The following is a 17095-nucleotide window of genomic DNA, read 5'->3' on the forward strand; positions in this document are numbered from 1 at the left end:
CTAGATCTTGAGGTATCTCCTGATAGAGACTCCTGATGCGATAACCGCAAGAATAACACCTAGGCCAACCAGATAGGGAGCTACAGTTAGCGCATCGGAGAGACCAACGAAGCTCGTGAAAGGGAGTTGCAGCGCTAGATAATCGGTAACCAGGTACCTCACTACTGCGAGCGTGGCGCCGGCGGCTAACAATCCACCGAATAAGGCAGCGAATATGCCTTCCAGCACAAACGGAAGCTGGATTGAGAAATTCGACGCCCCCACAAGTCTCATGATCGAGATTTCTCGGCGTCTAGAGAAAGCGCTAAGCCTGATGGTCGTTGCAATCAGGAGCGTGGCACTGAGCAACATCACTCCAGCAACCCCGGCTGCCGCCAGGCTACCCACGTTCATGAATGAGAAGATCTGGTCCAGATAGCCGCGCTGGTCACGAACCTCTTCGACCCCTTCAAGACCTGAGAAGCTCTCAGCGATGAGTTGGCTATCCGAGGGGTTTTTGAGATTTACCCAGAATGCTTGATTGAGTTGTTCTGGAGAGATGAACTCTAAAACGGTTGATCCGGCAAACTCCTCAGAAAATTTCTCATATGCCGCCTCGTGTGTCTCGAAGAAATACTCTTCGACGTATGGAGTAATGGCTGCAGAGTCCAATTGCGACTTGACGGCCGCAATTTGCTCTTCGGTTACTCCCCCGACCGGGCAAGCTGCCTCAGGAGAAAAATCTGTGCAGAGGTAAACGGCAACTTGAGCACGGTCATACCAGTAGTTCTTCATCTCGCCGATTTGTAGCTGAAGCAGTGCCGCTATTCCAACAAAAGTCAGCGAAATGAAGGTCACGAGAATGATCGAAAAGACCATCGAGACGTTACTCTTTAGGCCCGCCCACATCTCGGAGAGAATGAAGCTTGGACTCATAGCGACCCCTCGCCGTCTAGGCTCCAGCTACCGGTGTTCGGGTCCACTATGTCCACCGGATTACTTGGTAGTTCACGGTAGCTGGCAGTCTGGGCGTCACGCACAATTTCGCCGCTACGAATTTCAATGACTCGCTTCTGCATCCGGTCAACAATTGATCGGTCGTGTGTAGCCATGACAACGGTTGTACCCGATAGGTTGATTCGCTCAAGAAGGTTCATGATTTCGGTGCTGGTGGCGGGATCAAGATTTCCAGTTGGCTCATCAGCCAAGAGCACCTCGGGCCGATTCACCAAAGCCCTGGCAACGGCAACTCTCTGCTGCTCTCCTCCGGACAATTCGCTGGGTAGTCGGTTGGCTTTTTCGTCTAAACCGACGAGCTTCAACACGTCTGGCACTGCGGTCTCAATAAAAGCTTTTGACTTACCAATCACCTTGAGGGCGAAAGCGACGTTTTGATAAACCGACTTATTTGGAAGCAGTCTAAAGTCTTGAAAAACAACGCCTAGTTTCCGGCGAAACTGCGGCACTCGTCTTGATGGGAGGCGGCCGAGATTCTCCCCGAGCACCAAGACCGAACCAGTGTCAGGTCTTTCCTCGCGAAGCATCAATCGCAAAAGGGTTGATTTACCCGATCCTGAGGTGCCAACAAGAAATACAAACTCACCTCGGGCAATGTCAAGCGAGACCCCCTTTAGGGCTTGGCTATTTGAACCTTGGTATGTCTTGGTGACTTCTTCTAGTCGGATCATTGTGGCTAAAGCCTAAAAAGCGATTACTGCTTATTACCCAAGACTCTCCGAGGCTTAGGTAATTACACCTCTTGCTGCTTTCTCCAGCGGATACCCGCCTGGATAAAACCATCGATCTCACCGTCAAACACATCGTCAGGGTTATTGACCTCATAACCGGTTCTGAGGTCCTTGACCATCTGATACGGAGCAAGCACATAGGAGCGCATCTGTTCTCCCCAGCTCGCCTTCACATCGCCGGCGAGCTGCTTTTTCTTGGCTTCTTCCTCTTGGCGCTTGATTTCCAGAAGCCTCGATTGCAGAACCCTCATAGCTGCAACCTTGTTTTGCAGCTGGCTCTTCTCGTTTTGGCAAGAAACAACAATTCCAGTTGGAATGTGGGTGATGCGGACTGCAGAGTCAGTCGTGTTAACAGACTGACCTCCAGGTCCCGATGAGCGAAAGACGTCAACCCTGATTTCAGAATCGGGAATATCAACCGCATCCGTTGTCTCCACGAGCGGAACAACCTCAACTGCGGCAAAGGAGGTTTGCCTCTTACCCGCTGCATTGAATGGACTCATACGAACTAAGCGATGAGTCCCAGATTCAACAGAGATGTTTCCGTATGCGTAAGGAGCATCTAATTCAAAGGTGGCGGACTTGATGCCAGCACCCTCTGCATAAGAGATGTCCAGCACCTGAGCCTTGATGCCCTGCTTTTCTGCGAAACGCAGATACATACGCATTAACATCTCGGCAAAATCAGTTGCATCGTCTCCGCCTGCGCCGCTTCGGATAGTCACCACCGCACCTCGAGAGTCATACTCTCCATTCAGCAAAGTTTCGATTTCAAGTGCGTCTAGTTTTGAGCGAAGGCTTGTAATTTCCGACTGAACCTCAGTCTCCAAGCTGGCGTCGCCGGATTCAACAGACATGTCGAGCAGAACATCAAGATCGTCGATTGCCGACCTAAGGGATGTGATTTTCTCAAGTTTGGTTCTTACTCTCGACAACTCACCCGTGACCTGCTGGGCTTTGGTTTGATCATCCCAGAGCTTCGGATCGCTGGCCTGAGCTTCTAGCTCTTGCACCCTTTTGCCGAGCGCGTCAGGCTCGAGAACTGCAGCAATAGCTGAATAGGTCTGCCTCAGTGAGGCTAGGTCCTGTCTCAGTTCATATTCAGCCATAACCAGCTAAGTTTAGGCTCTAAAGGGCCTCGGAACCCGCTCGCGAATAGACTCTGTAATTGTTGAGGGGTCACATGCAAAAACTAACCTTCCGATCAATCGGAAAGATTCTCGAAAAGCCAGTTAGGCGCAAGTTGCTGCTTTTGGCAATCGCTCGAATCGCTGCCAACTTGCTGGACCTGCTTGGCCTTGCAGGCATCGCCCTATTGGCCACGGCATTTGGTTCTTTAGCCTCTGGATCGGCTGAACGCGCTCCATTGAATTTGCCGCTTGTCGGCGAGTGGTACATCAATGAATACGAAGCAGTCTTCATCGCAATGGGCGTTGCCGTGGTGTTTCTTCTGAAATCTGGCTTCTCGATTTGGCTCAATCTTCAGACCTCCCTCACAGTGGCAGGACTCGAAGGCAAGCACTCTCGTGAACTTGCGGAATCCTTTTTCTCGCCGATATCAAAGGGAGTTACCAACCAAGAGTCTGTCGCAGAGTTCCAAAACCGAGTCATGTACTCGACTGGCGCACTTACTTCCTTTTTGAACGCGAGAATCACGTTCATGGCAGAGGCCTCTTTGCTAGTTGCAATGGTGCTTATGTTTCTGCTCGTGAATCCGATAGCTACAGTTTCGATGTTTCTCTTCATGGGCGGCGTCCTTCTGGTGTTAAACCGAATGATCAACATCCGAATTGTTCGCAATGGACAGAACCAGATGAGGGGCTACGAGGCGAGCCTACAGACCAGCAGGGACCTCTTCGGGGTCAAGCGAGAGGCTCTAAGCGCTGGTGTTGCAGAGTCCTGGCTGGAGAAGTTCACGCGGAGCCGCTATCAGGCGGCGCAAGGCGGAGCTGTAATTTATACACTCAACTCCCTCCCTCGATATGTTGTGGAGACCTCACTGATCCTTGGCATCTTTGCCTTCATCGGCGGCGTTGTAGTCTTCTCTGACCTACCATCCCAGGCAATAACAATCGGGGTATTTCTCGCTGGGGGTCTCAGACTAATTGCATCTGTGCTCCCTCTCCAGGCCGCAATCAGCATGATGAAAGACGGTGCGAACAGGGGGCACCTTGCATACGAGGCCCTAGTGGCTCGACAGTCAAGATCTGAGGCCCGACAAGACAGGCCACTGGATGTTTCGGCAATGAGTGGCATGTCATTCAACGACGTTCATTTCAAGTACCCAACCGGCCAGACAGAAGTCCTGTCATCGATCTCCCTCACCGTTCATCCACTCACTAAGGTCGCGATCGTTGGTCGATCGGGAGCTGGAAAGTCAACCATCTTTGATCTTGCCACGGGCTTCCTTGAGCCAACCTCAGGCGAAATCAAAATTGGCAACCACACACCACGCGAGATCCTGTTTGGCGCTCCTGGAACCTTCGGAATCGTTACCCAAAGACCACATCTTGTTACCGGCAGCCTGGTTGAGAACGTTTCTTTGGTTGACGACTCTTCATCAGACCGAGCAAAGGTGGAGCAGTCTCTAAACCGTGCGGGTTTGTCAAAGTTCACCTCACAGCCAAACTGGTGGGAGTTGCAGATAAAGCCTGACTCTGGGCAACTCTCAGGCGGTGAGATTCAAAGACTTGGGCTTGCAAGAGCTCTTTATCGTGATCCAAAGATCCTGTTCCTCGATGAGGCAACCAGTGCGCTAGATGCTGAGACCGAAGCCGAAATCACCAAGGTGCTCCAAGAACTCAAGAATGAAATGACCGTGGTTCTGATTGCTCACAGACTTTCAACGGTCATGGGTGCAGACAAGATCATCTACCTCGACTCAGGACGCATCGTCGCCGAGGGTACATTCCAAGAACTCAAGGCTTCAGTTCCCGACTTCGCTCGCGCTGTCGAGCTGATGGACCTAAGCGATAAATAGCAAATCGACCGGGAACTTTCGCTCACCGGTCGATTGCTTTTGAAGCTTGTTCTAGATAGCTCTTCTAAGCTCTCTTCTTCTGGCCTGCTCGACTGGGTCTGGAACAGGAACTGCGGAGATAAGACGCTTGGTGTATTCCATCTGTGGGTTCTTCAGAATCTGGTCACGCTCACCAATCTCAACCAGCTTGCCATGCTGCATAACTGCAATTCGGTGGGCAAGCATGTCGACGACTGCTAGGTCGTGAGAGATAAAGAGACATGCGAACTTGAGCTGGTCTTGAAGCTCCAAAAGAAGCTCTAGGAATCTAGCCTGAACCGAAACGTCAAGTGCTGAGGTTGGCTCGTCTGCGATCAGTAGGTCTGGGCGCAGTGCTAGCGCGCGGGCAATACCAACACGCTGGCGCTGGCCACCTGATAGCTCGTGTGGGTAGCGGTTGCGGTAGCTGCGTGGTAGCTCTACTGAGTCAAGGAGGTCTTCGACCATTTTGTTCAGCTCATCACCTTTGGCACGGCCTGCTAGAAGCAATGGCTCTCCAATTGACTCACCGATTGGAAGACGTGGGTTAAGCGATGAACCTGGGTCTTGGAAGACGATACCGGTGTGCTGACGGATCTCACGAAGCTGCTTCTGGTTGGCCTTTGAAATGTCTCGACCTACCAGCTGGATTGAACCTGCGGCGGTTGGTAGTAGGCCAATAGCTGCACGACCAACGGTGGTCTTTCCAGAACCTGACTCACCAACCAAACCAAGAATCTCTCCCGGGTAGATTTCAAAGCTGATGTCTTTGGCTGCTGTGAAAGCAGGGATACGACCGCGCTTTGGATAGGTGATTTCAACACCCTCAAGCTTTAGAACAGGTTCGGGCTTAGTGATCTCAAGCTCACGCTTAGCCACCGAACCAAGCTTTGGCACTGCGGCCAATAGCTGCTGGGTGTATGGGTGCTCTGGGCGGTTGAAGATCTGATCTGCAGTACCCTGCTCAACAGTGAAGCCGTCCTTCATGACCAAGATTCGGTCAGCTAGGTCAGCAACTACACCCATGTCGTGGGTGATTAGCAGAACAGCTGAGTTCAGCTTGTCCTTGAGGTTTCTCATCAGGTCAAGAATTTCTGCCTGCACAGTCACGTCAAGCGCAGTGGTTGGCTCATCAGCAATTAGCAGCGATGGCTCACAGGCAAGCGACTGCGCGATCATTGCGCGCTGACGCTGACCACCGGAGAGCTGGTGAGGGTACTTGTCAACCGACTGAGCTGGGTTTGGAATCTCAACCATTTCCAAAAGCTCGATGGCTCTGGCCCGAGCTGCCTTTGGAGTTAGGTCGAAGTGAGTTCTCAGCGTCTCAGAGATCTGAAAGCCAATGGTGTAGAGCGGGTTTAGGGCCGTCATTGGCTCCTGGAAGATGTAAGCAACTTCCTTACCCCTAAAGCTCTGGAGCTGCTTTGGCTTCGCGCCAAGCATTTCGGTGCCCTTGACCTTGACCGAACCAGAGGTGCGGGCGTTTGACGCTAGTAGGCCCATGAGACCCATGGAGCTTGATGACTTACCAGAGCCAGACTCACCCACGATGGCGAGCACCTCTCCTGGTCGGATCTCGTAGTTCATGTCGATGGCAGCTGGATACCAGACACCGTCTACCCAGAAATCAACGTTGTAGTTCTCGACCTTCAAAATTGGCTCGGTCATTTACCCATTCCTTTCGGGCTTGAAACAAATTGTCGTGAAAAGATTCTTGAGTGAAGCGCATCGAATACCGACCCCCCACCGCAATTGCATTTGCAATCACCACTTGGGTTCTCACCCTCGGAGTCCTGGGAGCCGAACTTTATGTTCAGTTCAACCCCGCCGCGATTCTGATCGCACTCGCAGTTTGCTACGGAGCGTTTCTGATTTTCATCAGACCAAAGGTTGTCGTTGATGGCGACGGCATCGAAATCATCAACCCGCTGGTTCGCTACGAAATCGGCTGGCAGCAGGTCGAAGCCGTTGATGCTCGCTTCAGCTTCTTCGTTCAGGTCAATGGTAAGAAGATTCATGCCTTCGCTGCCGTTGCTTCCGGTCGCTACGCAAACCTCAAGCCCGGTGGCCTTAGACCCTTTGGAGGCTTTTTCGGACACCGTGTCGAAGGATCTGAAATCAAAGACACCGGAGTCAACGTTGAGGATGGCTCGATCAGGGCCGTTGAGTCCCCAAGATCCGATACCGGTGCAGCACTTGCCATGGCGCGCCACTACCTCGAGAGGTTCGAGGGAAGCGGAAGGCAGGGCAACGTCAGAGTGGATTACTTCTCTGTTGTGCTGCTTTCCGCGATTCTCCTCACGGCGACCGTTTTGATTTAGCAATTAGGCCTTCTTAGCCTCGCGAGCCAAAGCACGATCCTTCTTGGTGATGCGGCGCTTTTGACGTGGGTCAAAGGCGTCACGAAGACCATCACCGATGAAGTTGATGCTTAGAGCAATCGAGATGATGAAGAAGCCTGGCCACCAGAACAACCAAGGACGAGTGGTAAACGCGTTCTGGTACTGGTTGATTAGCTGACCCAGCGAAACATCTGGTGGCACAACTCCAAAGCCCAAGAAGGACAGCGCGCTCTCTAACAGGATTGCTCCTGACATCAGAAGGGTCACCGCAACGATGATGACACCAACGGCATTTGGCAGGATGTGCTTGAAGATGATGCGGCGGTTTGAAGCACCAGCCACTCGAGCTGCATCCACAAACTCGCGCTCACGCAAGGTTAGGAACTCAGCTCTGACCAATCGGGCAAGCCCTGTCCAAGCGAAGAATCCGAGCATCACCGCCAATACCACGGCACCTAGGTTTCCAAACTGGAAACCGATCACCGAACCCAGGATGATGGTTGGAATGGTGATGATGAAGTCGGTGAAGCGCATCAGGATGGCATCTGGCCAACCGCGTAGGTAGCCGGAGACTGCTCCGATAACGGTTCCGATGGTTGCGGCTAGCAAACCGATGATCACCATAACGACGATGGACTGCTGAGCACCTCGCATAACAAGAGCGAAGTAGTCACGACCGATGTCGTCCTGACCGAATGGGTGCTCACCAATCTGAACTCCGGTGCCATCGATGAACTCTGGGAACAGATCCAGGGTTGGGCAGCCAATGGTGCCATCTGGGCAGTCCTCGTACTGAAGCTCTGGTAGGTCGGTGATGGAGTACTTCCACCAACCTGGAACCGTGATCGGCTCCTCCTCGCTACCTAGGTGTAGACCACCAGCGGTGAATACAAATAGCACGATGCCGATTAGCGATACCAGCGAGATCATCGCGGCACGGTGACGGAAGAAGCGGCGGCGAACAATCTGAGACTGGCTTAGGCCCTCGGTCTCTTTGTTGGCAATTGCGTTCTCGTTGCCCTGGCTGTCAGGGTTCTTAGTTTCTGCCATTTTTACTTACCACTTCCTACGCGGATACGAGGGTCTAGTGCGGAGTAAAGCAGGTCCGCTACTAGGTTTGCCGTCAGGGCAAGGAAAGCCGTCAGGATGAATACACCCATCAGCAGGTTCAGGTCATAGCCGTTGATGGCTCGGTTGAACAGGTTTCCCATTCCGTACCAGCCGAAGATCTGCTCGGTGATGATTGCACCACCGATAACACCGGCGAAGTCCACGACCACGATGGTGGCGATTGGAATCAGGGTGTTACGGAAAGCGTGACGCATGATCACGGTGCGCTCATTCAAACCCTTAGCTCGTGCGGTGCGAATGTAGTCCTGGTTCAAGACCTCAAGCATTGCGCCACGGGTGTAGCGAACATAACCAGCAAATGAAATCAGGGTTAGTGCAATCGTTGGCAAGAACAGGTGCAGCAGAATGTCCAGCGCGGTGAACCAGAAGTTATCGGTTCCCAGCAATGGGTTTACCTGACCGGCAGTTGGGATTGGACGACCGGCAATAGCGTCGGTGGCGGCATATGGAGCCCACTCGACCATGAGCTTGTCGGTGTAAACCAAAACCCACATCACGATTGAGGTGATGATTGTGGTCCTTACCACTGGACCGCGGTCGACTTTCGCAAACACGATCGAAAGCACCACTGCAATAACAATCGACGCAATCAACATCAAGGTGAAGTTACCCAAGCGGCCACGCATGTCAAAGATGTCGTTGATAAAGCCATAGGACAGAGCAAAGACTGCAACCATGCTCAGTGAGGCGAACAGGGCCTGACGGTTTTGAAGACCAACGGATAGCTGCACGACTCCAACCGCCGCACCGGCACCAAGGCCGGCAACCAATATTGGTCCAAGCGATGGGTTTGCGAACCAGCCGGTGGCACTCAGCAGTGACAGTAGGCCAAAGGTAGATGCGAAAGCGACACCGAATACGGTCAGCACTCTTGCTCTGGAGCCAGAGATAACACCAGCCCAGAAGAATCCCGCAAAGACCGACAGACCAATCAACCACGGCATTGTGATCTTGGGGTCATAGAGGAAGTCATTGAAACCAATTGCGAGGTACTGCTTTAGCAAAACCGCTACCCAGAAGATTGGTAGCGAGAACAGCAAGAAGGCAACAAAGGTCATCGTGTAGTCAAAGCGTGAGTACTGTCGAAGACCAGAAACGATACCCAGGGTGATACCCAGCAGCATTGCCAGGATGGTCGCACCTAGGACCAGGCGAATTGAGGTTGGGATAGCAGCCCCAACCAGCTCTGCTACCGGATAACCGTCACGCGCGGTGCCAAGGTCAAATTGACCGATGAATGCACCGAGGACGCCTCGTAGCCAGAGGAAGTATCGAAGTGGTGGCGGAACATCGAGGTTCAGCTCCCTGGTCAAGGTAGCAATCTGCTGCTCCTTGGCTGGGTCTGAGCTCAGTCTGAGATCCGCCAACGGGTCTGCGGAATAGGCAGACATGTTGTAGATAAGAAAACTTGAACCTAAGAGGATGACCGCTGTCGTAGCGAGTCTCCTCAGGATGTAAGAGAACACAGTGTTGCCTTTCCAAATGCCTTACCGCAGTAAAGGTGGCACCTAGACAAGTCTAGGTGCCACCTTATACGGCTTGTACTAGTTAGCTACTAGTACTTCCACTCCCAGAAGTTCCAAACCAGGTTTGGAGATAGAGGAGCTGGCTTCACATTCTTCAAAGTAGCGTTGTGAGCGGTTACAGCAGGGTGCTGGAAGATACCTAGGGTTACTGCGTCCTTGATCAGTAGCTGCTCTGCCACACCGATGGTGGAGATTAGCTCTGACTTGGATAGCTTGCCCTCTAGGCGAGCAAGAGCGGCGTCCATTGCGTCAGACTTGTAGCCCAAGAAGTTGTTCGCTCCGTCGGACTTGAAGTTGGCGTTGGTACCGGTCTGGCTGACCGAGGTTGGGCACCATGCGAAGAATGCAGCGTCGTACTTGTTAGAAGTAAGAGCTCCACCCCATGCAGAGTTACCGGTTGCCTCAACATCAAAACCAGCCTTTGCAGCCTCAGCCTTGATTAGAGCAGCCTCAGCTGCACGACGAGCGTTCGATGGGGTACCCCATAGAAGCTTGATCTTTACAGGAGTGTTTCCTGCACCAGCGGTTGGGTAGTACTGCTTTACAAGTTGTAGCGCCTTAGCGGTGCGGCTTGCCTGAGTTCCAGCGGTGTACTTAGACACACCAGACTTTGCGGTTACCTGCTCGTAGCCCTCCTGGCCAGGTAGTAGGAACACGGAGTTCACTAGCTTGGCGCTTGGGTTGATTGGCTTGATCAGGGTGTCAACGATCTGCTGACGTGGAACCGAAAGTAGGAATGCGGTACGTAGGTCACGAGCCTTCTTGCCGTTACCTGCGAATACACCGGTGTAGGAGTCTGGCTCGTCTGGGCCGTCACCAACGCGAACGTCGATGTGCTCGTAGCAAGCGTTAACTCCACCGATGACCTTGACACCCTGCATTGCCTTTAGCTGAGCAACTGCGTCAGCGGTTGCCTGGCCCTGGTAGATGTCAATTTCCTTGTTCTGAAGTGCCTGAGAAGCAGCAGTCGAGTCAGAGAGCATACGGAAGACGATGGTCTTGATTCCGTTGGTCTTTGGACCGGAGTTGTACTTCGGGTTTAGCTTCAGGGTTACGCTCTGGTCTGCGACAGCGTTGTCAACCATGTAGGCACCGTTTACAACCAGGATTAGTGGGTTGGTGGAGCCGTTGATGGTCTTGGTGTCGTAAACAGTTGACCAGACGTTACCGATCTTCTTTAGGTTTGCGGTGTCCTTCTTCTCGAAGTACTGAAGGAACTTGGCCTTAGCTGCAACGTTCTCAGCTGCGGTGCCTAGCTTCTTCTTGCCCTCTGCCATGAGAACTAGGGTGTGAACTGGTGAAACACCAGGGCCTAGGATCTCCCAGTCTGGAAGGAACTTCTTGTAAGTGATGGTCACGCTCATCTTGTCCGCGGACAAAACTGGGGTTCCAACAACGTTCTCGTCGTAGAGACCACCGTATCCGAGCGAGTCGAATGCAGGGGCTACGTCACCGGCTGCTGGGTCACCAAGCTTGGCGTCCTTGGAGTACTTCGATGAGGAAAGCACGTGGCTCAATAGAAGGTCAACACCGTCGATTGGGGTGCCGTCTGACCAGACGCGACCCTTGTTGATGGTGTACTGAACCTTCAGTCCCTTGGAGTCGTTAGAAACGATCTTGTAGGAACCTAGAACATTGTTCTTCTTGAGGTTTCGGTTGTTGTCGTAGTAAATGAAGCCCATGCTCTGCACGTAGCTAATGTCACCGTTAATGGTGACGTTAGTGTCTGGCTGAGATGGGTTCAATGAGGTGAAAATGTTTGAAGTCACGATTACTACCGTGCTTCGGGTTGCTGCTTCAGCTGGGCCGATTAGACCTGCTGTCGCAAGCGCCGCAGTGGCAAGACCTGCAACCGCAGTCTTCAAAGAGCGCTTTAGCTTCATATATCTCTCCTTCGAGGTGGGCCCTAGGTTGCTGAAACAGCCTCGTTAAAGGCAGTCCTGTCCCCAGGTGCTAAAACTATAAACCTAAAGTTCACCCTGACAACACCCTGTAGACACTTTCGTTACCTGTTTTAAACAAATAACGACAAAATCGGAAATCACCCCTTAGCCGCGTTAGCAGAAATCGTTTACATTCCTCCCGCATTTACGCCTGACATTAGGCTTTCAGGGTGAAAAGCGATCTTGCGGCCTTGGGTGCCGTTTTACTTTGGTCTTCGCTTGCCACCCTGGGCGTAACACTTGTTCACATTCCTCCAATTTTGCTAACCGGTCTGGGTCTTCTTATCGGATCCGCCATCTCGCTGGTCGGCTCAAAATTCAAAATCCGAGAACTTTTGGTTCCACCAAAGGCTCTACTAATCGGCGTCTATGGCCTTCTCGGTTTTCATCTCGCGCTATTTGCTGCATTTCAAACCGCTCCGGTCGTTTCGGCAAACCTGATCAACTACCTGTGGCCTTTGCTTTTGGTCCTGCTCGCGCCTCTGTTTACTAAGTCCAAACTCAAGTTCACTCACGTGATTGCTGCACTAATTGGTTTTGCCGGGGCGGCAATCGCAATCCTCTCGGGAGGTGGGGCTGGGTTCAGTCTTGAGATCGGCTATCTATTCGCTCTACTTGCAGCGATCATTTGGGCGACCTATTCACTAATGAGTGCCAAGCTCGAGGGGTTGAGTAGCAACTCTGTTGGCAGCTTTGCCTTTGTCTCGGGAGCATTGGCGCTGGGTCTGCACTTTGTACTCGAGCAGCCAGTTGCAATCACCCCGCAGGACTGGTTCTTCATCTTGCTGATGGGTCTAGGCCCGCTTGGTGGAGCTTTTTATCTGTGGGACTATGCACTGAAAACCGGTAATCCTCAGCGAGCAGGTTTGATTTCTTTTGCGACTCCAGTGCTGTCAACGACTTTTCTGGTGATCGCTCAGGGCAAGGCACCAAGTTTTGAGATCTTCCTGGCTGCAGCGCTGATTGTCGTTGCAGCTTGGATCGGTAGGAGTGTGAAGTGAGTTTTCAAAAGCGCTCTTTGGTTCGCCCAATTTACGCCCCCTCGCTGTTGCTAAATGCCACCGAGGCGGCGCTACTACCGGTCCTGCCAGTGAGCGCAGTTAGCTATGGGCTCGGGCTTGCCGAAGCCGGTGTCGTGGTTACCGTGATGATGGTCTCGGCCATGCTTTTTGAGATTCCAGCGAGCTGGCTCACCACTCGCCTTGGCGAGCGCCGAGCCATGCTGCTAGCCACCGTCTCCGCAACCGCATTGCTCTCGCTTGCCTACTTCAACCTTGGCTATGTTGCACTCTTGGTGGCAGCCGCTGGTTTTGGTTGCAGCTATGCGCTGTTTGGACTTTCGAGACACTCTCTCCTCACCCACCTCACCCCTCCTGAAGTGAGGCCCAGGGCCATGGCGCTTCTGGGTGGAATGTTTCGAGGTGGTTGGGCACTTGGACCAATCATCGGTTCGTTTGTGATTGCATTCTTTGGTCTGCAGAGCGCTTACCTTCTTGCCATGGCGCTGGCAATTGCATCAGGTGTGATTGTCTACTCAGTCAAGGCCGAGAAGCTGGCCTCTCCCCCATCTGGCCAACACGGCAATGTCTGGGCCGTGGCAAAACGTGAGGCTCCCAAGCTACTGACCCTCGGTGTTGCCTCAGGCATCATCTCGGGCGCAAGGGCCATCAGGCTCATCGGGCTACCGCTTCTAGCAGTTGCACTTGGCATCGATGCTGCAACCAGCTCGTTTATATTCGGCGTAACAGGACTTATTGACTTCGCACTGTTCTATGTCTCTGGCATCATCATGGAGAAATACGGTAAATTCTGGTCTTCGGTCCCCACCTTGATGATGCTTGGGGTTGCCTACCTTTTCGCCTTCTTTGTGACAGACCTGACCACCTTCTGGATCCTGGCTGCCATCACATCGCTGGCCAATGCGCTTTCAGCCGGTATCAACATGGTTCTCGGGGCGGATCTCGCCCCCGAGGGAGCAAGAAGTGAGTTCTTGGCCTCGTTCCGCCTACTAACCTCCGGGGGTAGCGCCTTTGCACCGGCCTTGATTTCAGGCATCACGGCATTTGCTGGGTTACCAGCAGCTTTGACAATCACGGGGCTAACCAATTTCGTCGGAGCGTATTTATTTTGGAAGTACCTACCCATCTATGCACCGGACCGGTCAAGGGATTAGGTAGCTCTGCGCGCTCGATCTTTTGCAAATCAGCTGGCGACTGGTACTTATCGGCAACTGCACTTTCGCACACAGTTCTAGGGTCGATCTAGCTCCAGAGACAGTGGCTCTGGAGCTGTGTATTTCGAGCCCAGACGCTGCGATGTTGGCCAAATAGTGGTTCAGGTTATCTCTTAGCGCAGCCAGCTGAGGGGCTCCGACCCGGAGCGATCGCTCGTGAGCATAGATAATGCCAAGATCGGCCACCCCTTGCAATCTGTTCGCCAAAGCCATGGCGGACACCACGTTGGCTGAGAGCATAAAGGTCAGGATCAAAAGAGCCAAATAGCCAGCAACCAAAGGAGCTATGGTTCCGTCATCTTGGTCCAAGCGCTGAGCTTTGAACAGCTGTGGCATTACCTATCACCACCTCAAGGTGGACGAGGTTTCCTTTGGGGCAACTACCTGAACATCGCATACTCACCGAGCGCAGTTGTTTACCCCAGCTTTGCGCGAGATACGCAGCCTGTTGATAGCTCAGCTGCCTCACTTCAGCGTTGCTATCAGAACCGAGAGTGGCAAACCGCAGCGCATTTCTAGCGATGGATTCGGCTGCAAGCTGGTCGCTGAGTTGCGAGTAGAGCGCGAGTCCTGGACCAATCGGTGCGATGAGCAACACAATCCACACCACCAGCTCTAGAACCGTTGAGCCGCTAGAGCCTCTCAGTAGCTGCCTGAACACTTATTTGCCCTGCGGGTTCACCCATCAACCCCATGCCTGGAATCGAATACTGAACCGTAATCTGAGTCAGCAAGTCGCCCTTTTGCTCCTGAACTTGAAAGCTCGCCAGCTCTGGGAGTGATAGCTGAAGCCGCTGTAGCAAATACTCTCGCTGCGATGCAGCTCCGTAGTTAGCCAACTTGCTGGCCGACTCAATTGCCAGATCGCGTATTACCAGTGAGTAGTAGCCGGCCATCGCTAATGCCAAAACACTGAGAGTGATAAGGGTGGCAAATACGATGTTTGCCAAACCTGCCAACACTGCGCTGCCGCGATCAGAACGAAACAACTCGGTCCATAGCCTGTTCGAATACCCCCTGCAGGGCAGGGCCAGCGAAGGCCCAGATCAAAACCACCAGCCCTGCAGTCATCAGCGTTATCAAAACCCAACCCGGGACGTCACCTTTGTCTGCTTGAAGAAACTTCTTCACTTCAACCTCTCTTTCGAGAGTGAAGTCTTATCAATCTCAGAATTCTCTGATTTAGGTTTTCCACAGCATGATCGGTAGCTATTCGTTCGGGTATCCGAAACAAGCGACGCTCTTGCCTCCTTCTCTTCCTAAACTTTCCACTGGAGGAACAAAATGAAACTTCGACCCGCCGCGGGCTCACTCGCCCTGGGAATTCTCACGAGCTTTATCACATGGTTACCAATTCCCGCCCAAGCGAGTGGGTCAGGCGTGGACTACTACATCTCAGCGCCATTCGTCCAGAACTCCCACGTTGATCTGAATGCCGCCACTACATATTTCGAGGATTTCAACAACTTCTCCCTCGCGGGATCGACAACTTCAGCCAATGGCACTGTTTCCTGGAGTTCTCCCGCTGTTGAACAGACTTCGACAGCGGATGTCTATGGTGGAGCAACTTCAACGAGCTCTAGTCCTGTTGTCGGCGGGAGCGGTTCACGCTACATTCGCCCCGCCCGAGTCGGATCTGAACCTCAATCGATAACTGTGTCATTCGCTACAGCGCAGCGGTATCTGGGGTTTTGGTGGTCAGCGGGAAGCCCAAGCAATGAAGTGAGATTCCTAAGCCAGGGGCAAGATGTCCTCACTTTGACAACGGCAGACCTGCGTAATCTTTTTGGAACTGCCCCCACATCCAATCAGGTCATTAATCAGTCCAATGCTTTGACTTTCACTGATGGAACGACAACTAGGACCTACCCAAAGGGTTATTACTTTGGAAATCCACGCGGCTATAGCACGACGACCCCGACTCAGAACCTCAACACCTTCGCATACAACGAGCCGTTCACTTACCTAAACGTTTTTGCAACTGGATCATTCTCATTCGATCAGGTCGTGTTCTCAGGCGGGGGATTTGAGTTTGACAACTTGGTGACGTCTTCCCTGGCCCAAACCCCGAACCTCTTGATTCACTACCAAGTTGGTTCGATTTACCCTGCTGTCACGTTCAACAACAATGGCGGGCAGGGCACGATGGCCCAGCAGATGAGCAGCAACTCTGCCCCCCTGAATGCAAACACCTTCACTCGTAACGGACATCAATTCTTGGGATGGAACACTGCCCCAGACGGATCCGGTACCACCTATTCAAACCAAGCAAACTTCGGATTTGTCTCAAACAGGACTCTCTATGCGCAATGGGGGCCAAACGAAATCAGTTTTGATGCAAACGGTGGATCAGGTTCTATGCCGAATCAATCTGGCACTCAGTCTGCCTCCATCTCGCCGAACACATTTACGCGAGCCGGATACACATTCGCTGGCTGGAACTCATCCCAGGGCGGATCGGGAACGAGCTATGCCGATGAATCCACCTATTCGTTTGCGTCATCGACAACCCTCTACGCTCAGTGGCAGGCCCTAGCGGCACCAGCTTCGCCAGAGCCATCCAGGTATGAAGGCCCAACCGTAGAGCTTCGAGAGACCTTCCTGCAGTCAAATCAGCCCATCAAAGTAGTTGTGAGGGGCAACAAACTTGACCGAATCACTTCAGTGTCCGTTCTGGGCAAGGCGATCCCTATCGACTCGCAGAGTCGAACCGAACTGACCTTCACCTTCACCCCATTGAGCCTTGGTGTATTTGCAGTGGATTTCGTGTCCGAGTTCGGCAAGCTGACTGCGCTGGATGCCATTACAGTTCTCGCACCGCCCGTAGTCGTGACTCCCGACTCGGAGTCTCCGGAGATAACTCAGCCTCGGCCAGAGCCTTTTATCGCAACCAAGCGCTTCTTCAACTTCATCGGAGATAGAAGCCTCTTGGTTAGCAAAGACCGAAGAGCCATAACAACATGGATTTCGGCTTACGAGGGAATACAGGAAGTTACCTGTCTTGGCAGCACGTCAGGCGTACCCATGATTGTCACTGACCCTTCACTTGCTCGCAAGAGAGCCACAAACGCGTGCAATGCGATTGCGAAGCAACTGCCCAACGCGCGGATTGTCATCAAGATTGAAAACGGCAAGGGTATTGGTCAGTTCTTCCGAGCAGTCCAAGTAACCATCAAAGGTGTCAAGGGCTAAGTC

16 protein-coding genes are annotated in these 17095 nt (G+C 52.8%); 5 read left to right on the forward strand and 11 right to left on the reverse strand.

Annotated features, from left to right (window positions below; all coding sequences use genetic code 11):
- The 3 genes from ftsX to prfB all read right to left on the reverse strand — a co-directional run bounded on the left by ftsX (position 1) and on the right by prfB (position 2836).
- Positions 1 to 915, reverse strand: coding sequence for a permease-like cell division protein FtsX (gene ftsX / locus OO713_RS04555; RefSeq protein WP_264784922.1), 915 nt, complete (start codon positions 913 to 915; stop codon positions 1 to 3).
- The gene (gene ftsE, locus OO713_RS04560; RefSeq protein ID WP_264784923.1) at positions 912 to 1667 is read right to left on the reverse strand and encodes a cell division ATP-binding protein FtsE; all 756 of its coding nucleotides are present in this window, start codon (positions 1665 to 1667) and stop codon (positions 912 to 914) included. Before ftsE ends, ftsX begins: the two co-directional genes overlap by 4 nt.
- 62 nt (positions 1668 to 1729) lie before the next feature.
- Positions 1730 to 2836 (reverse strand): peptide chain release factor 2, encoded by a 1107-nt coding sequence (gene prfB / locus OO713_RS04565; RefSeq protein WP_264784924.1) that lies wholly within the window; start codon positions 2834 to 2836, stop codon positions 1730 to 1732.
- A 74-nt stretch (positions 2837 to 2910) separates the two neighbouring features.
- Between prfB and OO713_RS04570 the strand changes: the two genes are divergently transcribed.
- The gene (locus tag OO713_RS04570; protein ID WP_264784925.1) at positions 2911 to 4707 is read left to right on the forward strand and encodes an ABC transporter ATP-binding protein; all 1797 of its coding nucleotides are present in this window, start codon (positions 2911 to 2913) and stop codon (positions 4705 to 4707) included.
- A gap of 51 nt (positions 4708 to 4758) precedes the next feature.
- On the opposite strand, the gene OO713_RS04575 is transcribed toward OO713_RS04570, so the two are convergent.
- Positions 4759 to 6393, reverse strand: coding sequence for an ABC transporter ATP-binding protein (locus OO713_RS04575; RefSeq protein ID WP_264784926.1), 1635 nt, complete (start codon positions 6391 to 6393; stop codon positions 4759 to 4761).
- Positions 6394 to 6443: 50 nt separating this feature from the next.
- Here OO713_RS04575 and OO713_RS04580 point away from each other — a divergent pair, with 50 nt between their 5' ends.
- Positions 6444 to 7046: a PH domain-containing protein gene (locus OO713_RS04580; RefSeq protein WP_264784927.1), complete on the forward strand. Its 603-nt coding sequence runs from the start codon at positions 6444 to 6446 to the stop codon at positions 7044 to 7046.
- 3 nt (positions 7047 to 7049) lie between these two features.
- On the opposite strand, the gene OO713_RS04585 is transcribed toward OO713_RS04580, so the two are convergent.
- From OO713_RS04585 to OO713_RS04595, 3 genes are all read right to left on the reverse strand, one after another.
- Positions 7050 to 8117 carry an ABC transporter permease gene (locus tag OO713_RS04585; RefSeq protein ID WP_264784928.1) on the reverse strand — a complete coding sequence of 356 codons (1068 nt, stop codon included), beginning with the start codon at positions 8115 to 8117 and terminating at the stop codon, positions 7050 to 7052.
- Between the two features lie 2 nt (positions 8118 to 8119).
- Entirely contained in the window at positions 8120 to 9664 is a 1545-nt protein-coding gene (locus OO713_RS04590) for an ABC transporter permease (RefSeq protein ID WP_264784929.1), read from the reverse strand.
- 89 nt (positions 9665 to 9753) lie between these two features.
- Positions 9754 to 11607, reverse strand: coding sequence for an ABC transporter substrate-binding protein (locus tag OO713_RS04595; protein ID WP_264784930.1), 1854 nt, complete (start codon positions 11605 to 11607; stop codon positions 9754 to 9756).
- Between the two features lie 230 nt (positions 11608 to 11837).
- On the opposite strand from OO713_RS04595, the gene OO713_RS04600 reads away from it, so the two are divergent.
- Both OO713_RS04600 and OO713_RS04605 read left to right on the forward strand, forming a co-directional pair.
- Positions 11838 to 12668 carry a DMT family transporter gene (locus OO713_RS04600; protein ID WP_264784932.1) on the forward strand — a complete coding sequence of 277 codons (831 nt, stop codon included), beginning with the start codon at positions 11838 to 11840 and terminating at the stop codon, positions 12666 to 12668.
- The gene (locus OO713_RS04605) at positions 12665 to 13840 is read left to right on the forward strand and encodes an MFS transporter (RefSeq protein WP_264784933.1); all 1176 of its coding nucleotides are present in this window, start codon (positions 12665 to 12667) and stop codon (positions 13838 to 13840) included. The genes OO713_RS04600 and OO713_RS04605 overlap by 4 nt, the downstream gene beginning before the upstream one ends.
- Here OO713_RS04605 and OO713_RS04610 read toward each other — a convergent pair.
- From OO713_RS04610 to OO713_RS04625, 4 genes are read right to left on the reverse strand one after another with little or no spacing between them, the layout of a single operon-like run.
- Positions 13829 to 14236 carry a hypothetical protein gene (locus OO713_RS04610; RefSeq protein ID WP_264784934.1) on the reverse strand — a complete coding sequence of 136 codons (408 nt, stop codon included), beginning with the start codon at positions 14234 to 14236 and terminating at the stop codon, positions 13829 to 13831. The genes OO713_RS04605 and OO713_RS04610 overlap by 12 nt on opposite strands.
- On the reverse strand, positions 14196 to 14561 hold the full coding sequence (locus OO713_RS04615; protein ID WP_264784935.1) for a hypothetical protein: 366 nt from the start codon (positions 14559 to 14561) through the stop codon (positions 14196 to 14198). The genes OO713_RS04610 and OO713_RS04615 overlap by 41 nt, the downstream gene beginning before the upstream one ends.
- The gene (locus tag OO713_RS04620; protein WP_264784936.1) at positions 14533 to 14889 is read right to left on the reverse strand and encodes a hypothetical protein; all 357 of its coding nucleotides are present in this window, start codon (positions 14887 to 14889) and stop codon (positions 14533 to 14535) included. The genes OO713_RS04615 and OO713_RS04620 overlap by 29 nt, the downstream gene beginning before the upstream one ends.
- Positions 14876 to 15031, reverse strand: a complete 156-nt coding sequence (locus OO713_RS04625; RefSeq protein ID WP_264784937.1) for a hypothetical protein — start codon at positions 15029 to 15031, stop codon at positions 14876 to 14878. Before OO713_RS04625 ends, OO713_RS04620 begins: the two co-directional genes overlap by 14 nt.
- Positions 15032 to 15184: 153 nt before the next feature.
- Here OO713_RS04625 and OO713_RS04630 point away from each other — a divergent pair, with 153 nt between their 5' ends.
- Positions 15185 to 17092, forward strand: coding sequence for an InlB B-repeat-containing protein (locus tag OO713_RS04630; protein ID WP_264784938.1), 1908 nt, complete (start codon positions 15185 to 15187; stop codon positions 17090 to 17092).
- Positions 17093 to 17095: the final 3 nt, after the last annotated feature.

The organism is Aquiluna sp. KACHI24 (assembly GCF_025997915.1).
GTDB lineage: Bacteria > Actinomycetota > Actinomycetes > Actinomycetales > Microbacteriaceae > Aquiluna.

Bases quoted from the DNA above. Each gene is read 5' to 3' on its own strand.
- OO713_RS04610 (WP_264784934.1), bottom strand. From the start codon at position 14,236: ATGCCACAGCTGTTCAAAGCTCAGCGCTTGGACCAAGATGACGGAACC.
- ftsX (WP_264784922.1), bottom strand. From the start codon at position 915: ATGAGTCCAAGCTTCATTCTCTCCGAGATGTGGGCGGGCCTAAAGAGT.
- OO713_RS04585 (WP_264784928.1), bottom strand. From the start codon at position 8,117: ATGGCAGAAACTAAGAACCCTGACAGCCAGGGCAACGAGAACGCAATT.
- OO713_RS04575 (WP_264784926.1), bottom strand. From the start codon at position 6,393: ATGACCGAGCCAATTTTGAAGGTCGAGAACTACAACGTTGATTTCTGG.
- OO713_RS04570 (WP_264784925.1), top strand. From the start codon at position 2,911: ATGCAAAAACTAACCTTCCGATCAATCGGAAAGATTCTCGAAAAGCCA.
- ftsE (WP_264784923.1), bottom strand. From the start codon at position 1,667: ATGATCCGACTAGAAGAAGTCACCAAGACATACCAAGGTTCAAATAGC.
- OO713_RS04595 (WP_264784930.1), bottom strand. From the start codon at position 11,607: ATGAAGCTAAAGCGCTCTTTGAAGACTGCGGTTGCAGGTCTTGCCACT.
- prfB (WP_264784924.1), bottom strand. From the start codon at position 2,836: ATGGCTGAATATGAACTGAGACAGGACCTAGCCTCACTGAGGCAGACC.
- OO713_RS04630 (WP_264784938.1), top strand. From the start codon at position 15,185: ATGAAACTTCGACCCGCCGCGGGCTCACTCGCCCTGGGAATTCTCACG.